The sequence below is a fragment of the Streptomyces sp. NBC_01224 genome (assembly GCF_036002945.1).
Taxonomy (GTDB): domain Bacteria; phylum Actinomycetota; class Actinomycetes; order Streptomycetales; family Streptomycetaceae; genus Streptomyces.
The window spans coordinates 571442-584214 of record NZ_CP108529.1 but is presented as its reverse complement, the minus strand read 5'-3'; the positions used below and the strand labels follow the sequence as shown (position 1 = coordinate 584214).

Annotated in this window: 10 protein-coding genes; 8 read left to right on the top strand and 2 right to left on the bottom strand. The window is 68.4% G+C overall.

Going from position 1 to position 12773, the window contains the following annotated elements; all coding sequences use genetic code 11:
• Positions 1–90 precede the first annotated feature (90 nt).
• The gene (locus OG609_RS02505; RefSeq protein WP_327271229.1) at positions 91–1347 is read right to left on the bottom strand and encodes a hypothetical protein; all 1257 of its coding nucleotides are present in this window, start codon (positions 1345–1347) and stop codon (positions 91–93) included.
• Between the two features lie 44 nt (positions 1348–1391).
• Positions 1392–3425 (bottom strand): transglycosylase domain-containing protein, encoded by a 2034-nt coding sequence (locus OG609_RS02500; protein WP_327271228.1) that lies wholly within the window; start codon positions 3423–3425, stop codon positions 1392–1394.
• 591 nt (positions 3426–4016) lie between these two features.
• Here OG609_RS02500 and OG609_RS02495 point away from each other — a divergent pair.
• The 8 genes from OG609_RS02495 to OG609_RS02460 all read left to right on the top strand — a co-directional run bounded on the left by OG609_RS02495 (position 4017) and on the right by OG609_RS02460 (position 12767).
• Positions 4017–5831, top strand: a complete 1815-nt coding sequence (locus tag OG609_RS02495; protein ID WP_327271227.1) for a hydrogenase maturation protein — start codon at positions 4017–4019, stop codon at positions 5829–5831.
• Between the two features lie 48 nt (positions 5832–5879).
• The gene (locus OG609_RS02490; RefSeq protein ID WP_093897375.1) at positions 5880–6959 is read left to right on the top strand and encodes a hydrogenase expression protein HypE; all 1080 of its coding nucleotides are present in this window, start codon (positions 5880–5882) and stop codon (positions 6957–6959) included.
• Positions 6960–7042: 83 nt separating this feature from the next.
• On the top strand, positions 7043–8827 hold the full coding sequence (locus OG609_RS02485) for a nickel-dependent hydrogenase large subunit (RefSeq protein ID WP_327271226.1): 1785 nt from the start codon (positions 7043–7045) through the stop codon (positions 8825–8827).
• Complete coding sequence (locus tag OG609_RS02480; RefSeq protein WP_327271225.1) at positions 8824–9414, top strand: hypothetical protein; 591 nt, start codon at positions 8824–8826, stop codon at positions 9412–9414. Before OG609_RS02485 ends, OG609_RS02480 begins: the two co-directional genes overlap by 4 nt.
• A complete protein-coding gene (locus OG609_RS02475) occupies positions 9411–10079 on the top strand; it encodes a DUF5947 family protein (RefSeq protein ID WP_382942818.1) in 669 nt (222 codons plus the stop codon). The genes OG609_RS02480 and OG609_RS02475 overlap by 4 nt, the downstream gene beginning before the upstream one ends.
• Complete coding sequence (locus OG609_RS02470; protein ID WP_327271223.1) at positions 10076–10777, top strand: DUF6084 family protein; 702 nt, start codon at positions 10076–10078, stop codon at positions 10775–10777. The genes OG609_RS02475 and OG609_RS02470 overlap by 4 nt, the downstream gene beginning before the upstream one ends.
• Positions 10774–12222, top strand: coding sequence for a hypothetical protein (locus OG609_RS02465; protein WP_327271222.1), 1449 nt, complete (start codon positions 10774–10776; stop codon positions 12220–12222). The genes OG609_RS02470 and OG609_RS02465 overlap by 4 nt, the downstream gene beginning before the upstream one ends.
• Positions 12219–12767: a hydrogenase maturation protease gene (locus tag OG609_RS02460; protein ID WP_327271221.1), complete on the top strand. Its 549-nt coding sequence runs from the start codon at positions 12219–12221 to the stop codon at positions 12765–12767. Before OG609_RS02465 ends, OG609_RS02460 begins: the two co-directional genes overlap by 4 nt.
• Positions 12768–12773: the final 6 nt, after the last annotated feature.

The window sequence follows — 12773 nt, the reverse complement described above, 5'->3', positions numbered from 1 at the left end:
CGCCTGTGCACACAGGACGGCGGAGCCCCGGCCTGAACGATTCGTCATACGAGTTGTTCACCCGGAGCTCCGCTTTCCGCATTCATCCGCCTACTGCTTCCAGTTCGGCGGCTGGGCAGGATCGAGTGTCCGCCACTGGGCGAGGACCCTGGGGTCCTGCGCATCGAGCCAGTCGGTCAGTTCGCGGAAGGACACACAGCGCACCTCCTTGCGCGGGCAGACCTCTCGCATGGTTTCCTCGACGGCATCCATGTAGATCCCGCCGTTCCAGTCCTCGAAGTGATTTCCGATGAACAGCGGTGCCCGGCTGCCGTTGAACACCCGCTCGAATCCGGCGATGTAGGAGTCCCGTGCCTCCTTGCGCCACGTCCGGTACTGCGCGGGGTCGCCCTCGGTGCTGCCTTCCGACTGGTTGTAGAGGAAGTTGAAGTCCATGGACAGCACCTGGAAGTCCTTGCCGGGGAACGGCAGCATCTCCAGCGGGAGGTCCCAGATGCCGTTCTTCTTGGACGGCCAGATCTGGAAGTCTCCCGGGGAACTCGCGTCGTACCGCCAGCCGAATGGCTTGGTCGCCGGCAGAAGGGTCTTCTGGCCTTCGAGGCAGGGGGCACGTCCGCCGACTACCTCGCGAGTGGGGTCGAAGGGCAGCGGATCGAGGTCCTTGAAGCCCGTGTTCGTCTTCCAGTTCTGTACGAAGGAGTAGAACTGGTTGATCTCGCTCATCCACTCGTCCGTACTCCAGTCCCCACCGCCCTTCTTGTCGCAGAAGTGGCCGTTGAAGTGGGACCCGATCTCGTTGCCCTCCCGCCAGGCGCCGCCGAGCTGTTCCAGCGTCATGCGGATGTGCTCGCGCGTCGGGTAGGAGATCGCGGCCGCTCCGGGCTTGTGCTGGGGCGGCTCGTAGAGGTTCCTCTTCTCCTTCGGGAGCAGGTAGATACCGGTGAGGAAGAACGTCATGTGCGCATTGCTCTCCTTCGCCGCACGACGGAAGCGCGAGAACATACGATCGTCGCCCTCGAGCGCACCGTCCCACGAGAACACCACGAACTGGGGCGGTTTCTCACCCGGCTTGAGCCGCTCGGCCTTCAGCTGGCCGGGCTGCGGCCCGGTGTAGGACGTGGAACCGTCCCCCAGAATCTTGACCTTCCCGTCCCACTTCTCCTCTTCCGCCTCCTTTCCGTCACCCCCGCGATGCTCCCGGGCGGTCGGCGTCGGCGCCGCGATGGTGCTCGTGCCCTGCTGAGGGGTCCGGTTGTCCGAGGATTCGTCGGACGCCAGCGGGATGAGCGCCGCGGAACCCGACGCGACCGCACATGCCGCGAGCCCCAGGACGATACGGGGCGTCAAGCGGGCCCGTATTCGGCGAACGGCAGATTTTTCTCTGGTATCTGTCACTTCGTCATGGCTTCCGTGTATGTGTTCCAGATCTGGGACGAGAGCTTCTTGCCGGCCGCCGATTCGCCGCCGAGCCCCTTCAGTGGCAGTGGCGCCAGACTCTTCGCCAGGTCCATGCGGTACACGACGACGGCCGTGGACGCGGCCCGGTTGTAACCGACGTACCAGCGCGCGGTGTCGTCCTCGGTGGTTCCGGCTTTGGCAGCGACCGGTGAGGCGTAGGCGGTGCCGCTCGCCCCGCCGGGCCGTGCGAGCGCTGCGGTGACCTCGTCGGCGACGGCGGTCCGCACGGCGCGCTTCGCCTGCGGCAGATCCAGCCGGATCGGCTCGCCGTTGCGCGTGACCTTCCGTACCGAGTACGGATCGGTGTGCACGCCGTGGGCCGCGAACATGCCGTACGCGTCGGCCATCCGGATGGCGCTCGGTGTGGAGTTGCCCATCGAGAACGCGGGAACGGGTGGACCGAAGCTGGACGGGAGCAGTCCGGATGCCTCGGCCGTACTGCGGACCTGCTTCAGTCCCGCATCCATACCGAGTTGGAGGAACGGGGAGTTCACGGCCTTCGCCATGGCGTCGTGCAGACTGATGCGGCCGTAGGAGCGGTCGCCGTCGTTCTGGCCCTTGACCATCTTGCCGCTGCGGTCCCAGTAGGGACCTTCGGGCGTCATGACCGGAATGTCGTCGTCACCGTCGTACATGGTCGAGGGCGTTACGCTGGTCCGGGGCCCGTTGCGTTTGCGTGAGATGCCGTGCTCCAGGCCGGCGGCGTAGACGAACGGGGTGAACGCCGAACCGGCAGGGACGGTGCCCGCGTTGGATTCGTTGAAGGCCTGCCGCTCGAAGTCCGGTCCGCCGTACACGGCGAGGATCCGGCCGTCCGGGGCGACGGACGAGGCCCCGAACCGGACATGGCGGTCGGCCTTGCGCTGCTCGGGATGGAGCGTGTTGCGCGCATCCTTCACGGCCCGGGTGAGGGCGGTCATCCGCGGCTTCTCGAACGTTGTGTAGATCTGGTAGCCGCCGAGGTCGAAGCGTGCGTCGGAGATGTGTCCGGCACGCTTGGCGTACGACTCGGCGAGCTGAACGAGGTAACCGTCCTGCCCGGCAGTGCTGTTCGGCCTGTGAGGGGGCTTCGGTTCGGGAAAGGTGGTGTACCGGGCACGCTCGGCCGGGCTCAGCTTGCCGATCTTCACCATTCGGTCCAGTGTCCACTTCCACCGTTTGACGGCGCGGGCGTGGTTGTGGGGGTTGATGGCGGGGTCGTAGAGCGAGGCCCCCTTGAGCAGCGACGCGAGGAACGCGCCCTCACTGGCGTTGAGTTGGGTGACCTCCTTGCCGTAGTAGGCCTGGGCCGCGCGCTGGAGACCGTAGGTGCCCCGGCCGAACCAGCTGGTGTTGAGATAGTCCTCAAGGATCTTGTCCTTGCTCACACGACGGTCGAGTTTGACCGCGAGCAGCATCTCGGTGAACTTGCGGGAGAAGGACTGGTCCTGCGAGAGGTAGACGTTCTTGACGTACTGCTGGGTGATGGTCGAGCCGCCCTGGGTGTCTCCCTCGCCGACCGTGCGCCACAGCGCGCGGGTGATTCCCTGCGTCGATATGCCGTGGTCCGAGTAGAAGTCGGCGTTCTCGGCCGCCAGTACGGCCCACCGGACATCGTCGGGAATCTTCGACAGAGGCATCTCCTGGCGGCTCACCCAGCCCGTGCGGGCCATGGGGGTCCCGTCGGCCCAGTAGTAGACGGTGTCCTGCTGGGTGGCGAACGCGTTGAGGTCCTTGGGGATGTCCGTGCGCGCGTAGGCGATGCCCACCACGGTCGTGAGCGTTGCGATGAATATCAGGAACGACCCCACGACCAGCCGCCACGAGGGCACCCATCTTCGCCATCCGCGCCGGCCCGTGCGCGGATAGTCCGGTTTGCGTAGCAGGCGCAGGCTCGGTCGTTTCGCCTGCTTCCGGCGTCCCGTCCCGGGGTGCAGTGCGGCCCGAGCGGCGTGCGTCGTTCTGCTTAATAAGTTGTGCTGTGTCATTCCGTCCAGCCATGACAGGCCGGGCCGGCCGCAGACTACGACCGTGCCCGTACACGTGTAGTGGTCATTGCTCGTCCGCCGCCGCACTCCGTTTCGGTCGGCCCCCCGGGGCCCTGCGGACGTCTGCCCGCGTCAGGCGGGCGGCGGAGTCATCCGTCTCGGCCGGTGTATGGCATGTGCATCCCCAGGTTCAGTTCAGGCCGTGCGGCCGCTGATCGGACCGAAACGCCCAGACGGCGGCCGCGTGCTTCCCCCTCGCCGACTCCACCACGGCAAAGGCCAAAGCGTGACTGAGAGTTGCGGCGCGAAGTCACGTAAAGATAACAGGCCGTCGGGGCGGATCACGCCGACCGGCCCCGACCGGCCTCAGTGGGGTGCGTACTTGGGCTCGTATCGAACGCCCGGCTCTGCGTCATGTCGCTGCTCGGTTCATTCCGATCCGCTGGGCGCGGGGCTTGCTGTACGGGTTCCACTGAGTGGTCGCCGATGTTTTCGCTTTCGGGTGACTTCGCGGCCGGTTGCCGCTGGAGCTCCGCCCGCAGTGCCCCACCATCGCAAGCAGCCGGATCTGGCCGGCGTTGGGAGATCGTTGTGCACATCCTGCTCGTGGCGAGCGCGTTCAACAGCCTTACTCAGCGTGTTCACGCAGAACTGAGGGACCGGGGCCACGCCGTGGCGGTGGAACTCGCAGCTCCGGAGCCGTCCGTGCGCGACGAGTCGCTGCGGCGGGCTGTTCGCGAGTTCGCGCCCGACCTCATTCTGGCCCCGTTGCTGAAGACCGCCATCCCCCGGGATGTCTGGGCGGCACACACCTGCCTCGTCGTCCACCCCGGCCCCCCGGGCGACCGCGGGCCCTCCTCACTCGACTGGGCCATCCATGAGGGCGCGGACACATGGGGCGTGACGGTTCTGCAGGCCGACGAGGAGATGGATGCCGGGGACATCTGGGCATCGGCCGCCTTTCCGGTGCACCCGGTGGGCAAGAGCGACCTGTACCGCAACGAAGTCTCCGATGCCGCGTTGCAGGCCGTGCACCTCGCCATCGAGCGCTTCTCGTCCGGTACGTACGTTCCTCGACCGCAGACCGGCGGGGATGAGGAGTTGCGCATCCGTGCGCGGCCGTACCTGCGCCAGGAGCACCGTCGCATCGACTGGGAGTCGGACTCAACACAAGCGGTCCTGCGCAAGCTGCGGGCCGCCGACTCGTACCCCGGCGTGCGCGACGAACTGCTAGGGGACGAATGGTTTCTGCACGGGGGGCACCCGGAGCACGAACTGCGCGGCAGGCCGGGCGAGCTGGTGGCCGTACGGGCAGGGGCGGTCTGCCGGGCGACGACCGACGGCGCGGTGTGGATCCCCGAGCTTCGGCCCCGCCGCAGGCCGGGAGGACCCGCCACGTTCAAACTGCCCGCTGTGACGGCGCTCGCCGGGCGTCTGCCCCCACTGCCGGAGCACCCTGTCCCGCCGCACGAGGAAGGGCGCCGACACAGCTGGAGCGACATCGGCTATCGGGAGGTGGGGCAGGCCGGTTTCCTCTCGTTCTCCTTCCCCGGCGGTGCGATGAGCACGGCGCAGTGCCGACGCCTGCACGACGCCTACCGGCTGGCCTGCCGACGGCCCACCTCGGTGCTGGTACTGGGAGGCGGCCGGGACTTCTTCTCCAACGGCATCCACCTCAATGTCATCGAGGCCGCCGCCGACCCCGGCGAGGAGTCCTGGGCCAACATCAACGCCATGGACGACCTCGTGGAGGCCGTGCTGACCACCACCGACCGGCTGGTGGTCTCCGCCGTGGGCGGCAACGCGGCCGCAGGCGGGGTGATGCTCGCCCTGGCTGCGGACGAGGTCTGGTGCAGGACGGGGGCGGTGCTGAACCCGCACTACCGTCTGATGGGGCTGTACGGCTCCGAGTACTGGACGTACACGCTGCCGCGCAGGGTGGGGGCCGCCACGGCGGAGCGCCTCACCGGCAAGGCGCTGCCGGTGAGCGCCGAGGCCGCTGTGAGGCTCGGCCTGGCCGACCGGACGGTCGACTGCGACGCGCAGTCGTTCGCGGGCGAGGTCGTCCGGCTGGCGGCCCGTCTCGCCGCGTCGCCTGCGGCACCGTCGCGGGTCGCGGCGAAGAAGGCCGAACGGGACCGGGACGAGGCCGACAGACCCCTGGCCCACTACCGGGAGGAGGAGCTGGCTGTGATGCGGCGGACCTTCTTCGACCCTCGGTCGCCCTATCACGCACTACGGCGTGCGTTCGTGCTCAAGGATCCTCCGTCGGGCCGGCCGTCGCACCTCGCCCCGGCCTCGACCGGCAGATCCGGAGTGGACCGGCCCACCCGGGAGCCCGATGTCACCGGACTGGCGGCACACCATGGCGTACTCGCACCGGGCGCTTGGTACCAAGAACAGTGAAGGTCGATATGTCGGCCTTCGTGTGTCTCTTTCCAGGGAGGCATCCTCATGGATGCAACAACGTCGAACACGGTGGACGCACCTGCTGCGGCCACCGGAGAAGAGTCCCCGATCCATATCCTCTGGATCAACGCGGGGCTGAGCTGTGACGGCGACTCGGTGGCCCTGACTGCCGCGATGCAGCCGAGCATCGAAGAGATCGTCGTCGGTGCGCTGCCCGGTCTGCCCAAGATCGAGGTCCACTGGCCGCTGATCGACTTCGAATGCGGCCCCGTGGGCGGTGCGGACACGTTCATCGAATGGTTCTTCAAGGGCGAACGCGGCGAGATCGATCCCTTCGTCCTGGTCGTCGAGGGTTCCATCCCGAACGAGACGATCAAGCCGGAGGGGTACTGGTGCGGTTTCGGTGACAACCCGGAGACCGGCCAGCCGATGACCACCAGCGAATGGATCGACCGGCTGGCGCCCAAAGCCCTTGCGGTCGTCGCCATCGGCACCTGTGCCACGTACGGCGGCATTCACGCGATGGCCGGTAACCCGACCGGGGCCATGGGCCTGCCCGACTATCTCGGCTGGGACTGGAAGTCGAAGGCCGGTATCCCGATCGTGTGCGTGCCGGGCTGCCCGATCCAGCCGGACAACTTCTCGGAGACCCTGACGTACCTGCTCTACCAGGCGGCGGGATCCGCTCCGATGATCCCGCTGGACGACAAGCTCCGTCCGGCCTGGCTGTTCGGCGCCACCGTGCACGAGGGATGCGACCGGGCCGGCTACTACGAGCAGGGTGAGTTCGCCCAGACCTACGATTCGCCCAAGTGCCTGGTCAAGCTCGGCTGCTGGGGCCCGGTCGTCAAGTGCAACGTACCCAAACGCGGCTGGATGAACGGCATCGGAGGCTGCCCGAACGTCGGCGGCATCTGTATCGCCTGCACCATGCCGGGCTTCCCCGACAAGTTCATGCCGTTCATGGACGAACCGCCGGGCGCCAAGGTCTCCGCCACCGCCAGCGGCGCGTACGGGGCGGTCGTCCGCAGGCTCCGTGCGATCACGGCGAAGACCGTGGACGCGGAGCCGAAGTGGCGGCACAAGAGGGGTCGGCTGACCACCGGCTACCGGCCCCCGTGGTGAACATGCCGAGGACTCCGATCGCACCCCACACCTTCCGGTGACGACCCCACCTCACGCTTCTCAGAAGGGCTATGGCACACACGATGGCACCGAAAACGAAGGCGGCCGGCGACGGCAGCGGCCTGGTGGAGATGGCCTGGGATCCGATTACCCGGATCGTGGGCAGTCTCGGTATCCACACGAAGATCGACTTCAAGCAGAAGCGGGTCGCGGAGTGCTACAGCACCTCGTCGGTCTTCCGCGGCTACAGCGTCTTCATGCGGGGCAAGGACCCCAGGGACGCGCATTTCATCACCAGTCGCATCTGCGGGATCTGTGGCGACAACCACGCCACGTGTTCCGTATACACGCAGAACATGGCGTACGGAGTGAAGCCGCCGCACCTCGGTGAGTGGATCATCAACCTCGGCGAGTCCGCGGAGTACATGTTCGACCACAACATCTTCCAGGAGAACCTGGTCGGGGTCGACTACTGCGAAAAGATGGTCCGCGAGACCAATCCCGGTGTCCTGGAACTGGCCGAGCGCACCGAAGCGCCGCACGCCGGGGAGCACGGCTACCGTACGATCGCCGACATCATGCGGTCGCTCAACCCCATCGAGGGCGAGTTCTACCGCGAGGCCCTCCAGGTGAGCCGCTACACCCGGGAGATGTTCTGCCTGATGGAGGGGCGCCATGTGCACCCGTCCACGCTCTACCCGGGCGGCGTGGGCACCATCGCCTCCGTCCAGCTCTTCACGGACTACCTCAGCCGCCTCATGCGCTATGTGGAGTTCATGAAGCGGGTCGTGCCCCTGCACGACGACCTGTTCGACTTCTTCTACGAGGCCCTGCCCGGGTACGAAGAGGTCGGCCGCCGACGGGTGTTGCTCGGGTGCTGGGGAGCGCTCAACGACCCTGAGCACTGCGACTTCACGTACGCCAACATGAGCGACTGGGGACGGAGGATGTTCGTCACCCCCGGTGTGATCGTGGACGGCAAGCTGGTCACCAATGACCTGACCGAGATCAACCTCGGCATCCGGATCCTGCTGGGCAGTTCGTACTACGACGACTGGGAGGGCAAGGAGCAGTTCGTCACCCACGACCCGCTCGGCAACCCGGTCGACCCCCGCCACCCGTGGAACCAGCACACGATCCCGGCGCCGCAGAAGCGGAACTTCGACGACAAGTACAGCTGGGTGATGTCGCCGCGCTGGTTCGACGGCAAGGACCACCTGGCCCTCGACACCGGCGGCGGCCCCATCGCCCGGCTGTGGTCCACCGCGCTCTCCGGACTCGTCGACGTCGGCTACGTCAAGGCCACCGGTCACAGCGTCGTCATCAACCTGCCGCGCACGATGACCAAGCCCGAGACCACCTTCGAGTGGAAGATCCCGAAGTGGAGCAACGCGCTGGAGCGCAACCGCGCCCGCACCTACTTCCAGGCGTACGCGGCCGCGATCGCGCTGCACTGTGCGGAGAAGGGACTCGAAGAGGTCCGCGCCGGACGTACCCAGACCTGGGAGAAGTTCGACGTCCCGGACGAGAGCATCGGCGTCGGATTCACCGAGGCCGTACGCGGCGTGCTGTCGCACCACATGGTGATCAGGGACGGCAAGATCGCCAACTATCACCCCTACCCTCCGACGCCGTGGAACGCCAGCACCAGGGACAGCTACGGAACTCCCGGTCCCTACGAGGACGCCGTGCAGAACACGCCGATCTTCGAGGAGAACCCGCCGGAGAACTTCAAGGGCATCGACATCATGCGCACCGTGCGCAGCTTCGACCCCTGTCTCCCGTGCGGCGTCCACATGTACGTCGGTGGGGGCAAGACGGTGCAGAAGATGCATGTGCCCACCGGGCTGAGCGGACTGGGCGGATGAGCGCGACAACACATTCCGCGGCGACGAAGTCGCCGGACGCGGAGCAGGCCGGACGTCGCATCGAAGAGGTGCTCGGGCAACTGACGGCGGCCGGTGACCGGAAGGCCTCCGCGGTGGCCGAGGAACTGGTGCGGGTCCTGATGGACTTCTACGGCGCCGGGCTGGCCCGGATCCTCGACGGGCTCCGGGCCGCACCGGGCCGCGAAACCGGCGACACGCTGGAAGAACTCCTGGGCGACGACCTCGTGTCGAGCCTGCTGGTCCTGCATGACCTGCACCCCGAGGACATGGGTACCCGCATCGGGCGGGCCCTCGCGGCCGTCCGCGACCCCGTCGAGGTGGTGAGCTTCGACGAGAGCACAGGCACTCTGCGCCTGCGCAACGCCGGCACGGGCGGATGCGGCTGCAGCGGCGCGTCGTCGGCGCAGCAGTCCGTCGAGAACGCCCTGGCCTGCTTCGCACCGGAGGTGACCAGCGTGGAGATGGAGCCCGCCTCCGCCACTCAGGAGCCGGCACTCCTTCAAATCGGAACCCGCCCGCCGCAGGGCGTGGCAACCGCCCGGCCGGCCTCGGCCGGAACGTCATGAGCGCGCCCATGACGTGGGTCGGGCGGCCCGCGCCCGCCTCGGGCGTGCACACGCTGCGGCGGTTCGCGGCACCGCGCGAACCCCGGCAGGAGCGTTGCGAACTGTGCGGAGTGCCGGTGGCCGAGGGGAACCACCGGCATTTGGTGGACACCGAGGAGCGTTCCCTGGCGTGCGCCTGCACCCCGTGCGCCCTGCTCTTCGAGCGGCCCGGCGCCGCCCACGGCCGGTTCCTGAGCGTCCCGGACCGCTATCTGGCCGACCACGACCACCGTCTCGACGACAACGCGTGGGAACTCCTGCAGATCCCGGTCAGCGTGGCTTTCTTCTTCCGGAACGCCGCACTGGACCGGCTGGTGGCGCTCTACCCGAGCCCTGCCGGAGCCACCGAGAGCGAACTCGATCCGTCGACCTGGCAGACGGTCCTCGGCGGCAGCCGTCTCTCCCAGCTGCTCGAACCCGACGTGGAGGCACTGCTGTTGCGCCGCACCGAGGGCCGGGCCGAGTGCTATCTGGTACCGATCGACATCTGCTACGAGCTGGTGGGACGCATGCGCCTGCTGTGGCAGGGCTTCGACGGAGGAGCCGAGGCCCGTGCCGATCTGCAGGCCTTCTTCGAACACGTCGAACGCCGGGCCGAGGCAACGGTGGGGGAGCTACGACCATGACGGACTTCACCTTCACCTGCACCGGCGTACGCGCCGACCCGTACGCCGCCGGCCCCACCCTGGTCTTCCGGCTGCGCATCACCGCATCCGAAGAGGCGCGGGTGCACGCACTCGCGCTGCGCTGCCAGATCCGTATCGAGCCGGCCCGGCGCGGCTACGAAACGACTGAGGCCGAGGGCCTGACGGACCTGTTCGGAGAGCGCTCACGCTGGGGCAGCACACTCCAGCCTGTGCAGTTCGCCCAGGTCCCGGTCATGGTGCCCGCGTTCACCGGGGCGACCGAGACGGACGTCGTCGTGCCCTGCACCTATGACCTGGAGATCGCCGCAACACGGTACTTGAACGCGCTGACGGATGGTGAGGTGCCGCTCCTCATGCTCTTCTCCGGCACCGCTTTCACCGGTTCCGGAGGCTTCCGGGTCGAGCCGGTGCCCTGGGACCTGGAGGCGCCCTTCCGGATGCCGGTGGCGGTGTGGAAGGAGATGGTCGACCAGCACTTCCCCGGGTGCGGCTGGATCCGGCTTCCCCGCGACACCATGAGCGACCTGATCGCATACCGCTCCCGGCACGCACTGCCCTCCTGGGAGACGACCGTCCGGGCGCTTCTCGACGCGGCCGGGACCACGGCCCTCCCGCCGGCGGACCGGGCATTCGCCGACGCCGGGCTCGCCGGGCTCGCCGAGAGGACGGCGCAGTGACCACATCCGCGCTCACCCCCGCGCTGGAGTCCCGTTTCGCCGCCGCCCGGGGTGTGGCCGACGCCGTCCTCTTCGAGGGCTACGTCCTCTACCCGTACCGCGCGTCGGCGGCCAAGAACCGGCTCCGCTGGCAGTTCGGGGTGCTCGTACCATCGGCCTGGGCGGCAGCGGCCGAAGAGTACGACTTCCAGCACACCGAGTGCCTGATGGAACCGAAGGCCGACGCGACTCTGGCGGCCGAGGCGCGGTTCCTGCACGCCCAACGGCGCACCGTGCAGCAGCTCCGCGACGACGGCACCTTCGAGACCGTCCCCGAACTCCACCTCACCGACCGGGTCCTGGTTCCGTGGGACGAGGGTGCGGAAGAACGGGTCGAAGTGCTCGCGACCGTGGCCGAGCTCACCGGCGACGGAGTCGTCGTCCCCTTCACACGCCCGGCACGCGAGGAGACCGAAACCGTCCGTGACGAGGACGGCCGGACCGTGGGCCGCCTGGTGCGCCGTTGCGAGGAGATCAGCGGCGCGGTACGGCTGTCCGCTGCCGAACTCGACGGCCCCTACCGCGCGATGCGGCTCACCGCCGTCGTGGAGAACACCAGCACATGGACGCCGAACGCCGGCGACGTAGACCGCGACGCCGCTCTGCCCAGGTCACTGGTGGCCGCCCATCTTCTCCTGGGCCTGAGCGCGGGCTCGTTCCTGTCGATGACGGACCCTCCCGAGTGGGCCAAGGGCGCAGTCGCGGGCTGCCGGAATCTGCACACCTGGCCCGTACTGGCCGGGGAGCCCGGCCGCGCGGACCTGGTGCTCTCGTCCCCGATCATCCTTGAGGACCACCCGGCCATTGCCCCGGAGAGCCCCGGAGCGCTGTACGACTCCACGGAGATCGACGAGATCCTCGCGCTGCGCACGGCCGCCCTGACGGACCAGGAGAAGCGCGAGGCCAGGGGGACGGACGACCGGGCGGCCGCCGTGATCGACCTGGCCGACTCGATGCCCCCCGAGGTCCTGGAGCGGCTGCACGGCGCGGTGCGGGCCCTGCGGGAAGTCACCGAGCCGGGTGCGCCCGCGGCCGTTCGGCCCGACGGATTTCCGCAATTGCCGGAAGGGCCCGACGAGTACGACCTGATCCGGCCGGACCAGCCGTGGTGGGACCCGGCCGCCGACGCCGACGCCGACCCGGCACGCGACCGGATCCTGGTGGACGGGCGGTCGGTGGGCGCGGGCAGCCGCGTACTCCTGCGGCCGGGCCTGCGCCGCACCGACGCCCAGGACCTCTTCCTGCAAGGTCGCAGCGCACTGGTCGAAGCGGTACTCCACGACGTGGACGGGGGAGTGCACCTCGCGGTCACCGTGGAGGGCGATCCGGGTGCGGACATCCGGCGCGAGCAGGGCCGGTTCCTGTACTTCCAACCCGACGAGGTCGCACCACTGGAGGACGCATGACAGCGCCCTCGGAGCGGAGAACGACGACTTTGGTGGCGGGCGTCGGCAACATCTTCCTCGGCGACGACGGCTTCGGCGTCGAGACCGTACGACGACTGGCGTCAGGGCCCCTGCCCGGCCACGTCGAAGCGGTGGACATCGGGGTGCGCGGAGTCCACCTCGCCTACCAGCTCCTCGACGGATACGACACGCTGGTCCTGATCGATGCCACCGAACGCGGCGGCGATCCCGGAACGCTGTATCTGATCGAGGCCGACCGGCCCGGCCGTATCGAGCCGCAGGAAGCTCTGCTCGACGGCCACCGCATGTCCCCCGACGCGGTCCTGGCCCTGCTGGAGACCCTGTGTGCCGGGACGGGCTGCACCCCCCCGAGACGCACGCTGGTTGTCGGATGCGAACCAGCCTGCGTCGAGGAGGGCATCGGCCTGAGCGGTCCCGTGGCCGCTGCTGTACCGGAGGCCGTGAACATGGTCCTGCGCCTTGTGCGGGATGACGAACGGACCGCGCCCACCGCACAGTCGGCGGTCGGCCAGGCCATCAACTGAGGAGAC

What these genes read in the sequence shown, in the direction of transcription:
- OG609_RS02500 (WP_327271228.1), bottom strand. Translation starts at nt 3,425, where the DNA reads ATGACACAGCACAACTTATTAAGCAGAACGACGCACGCCGCTCGGGCC.
- OG609_RS02490 (WP_093897375.1), top strand. Translation starts at nt 5,880, where the DNA reads ATGGATGCAACAACGTCGAACACGGTGGACGCACCTGCTGCGGCCACC.
- OG609_RS02485 (WP_327271226.1), top strand. Translation starts at nt 7,043, where the DNA reads ATGGCACCGAAAACGAAGGCGGCCGGCGACGGCAGCGGCCTGGTGGAG.
- OG609_RS02480 (WP_327271225.1), top strand. Translation starts at nt 8,824, where the DNA reads ATGAGCGCGACAACACATTCCGCGGCGACGAAGTCGCCGGACGCGGAG.
- OG609_RS02475 (WP_382942818.1), top strand. Translation starts at nt 9,411, where the DNA reads ATGAGCGCGCCCATGACGTGGGTCGGGCGGCCCGCGCCCGCCTCGGGC.
- OG609_RS02470 (WP_327271223.1), top strand. Translation starts at nt 10,076, where the DNA reads ATGACGGACTTCACCTTCACCTGCACCGGCGTACGCGCCGACCCGTAC.
- OG609_RS02460 (WP_327271221.1), top strand. Translation starts at nt 12,219, where the DNA reads ATGACAGCGCCCTCGGAGCGGAGAACGACGACTTTGGTGGCGGGCGTC.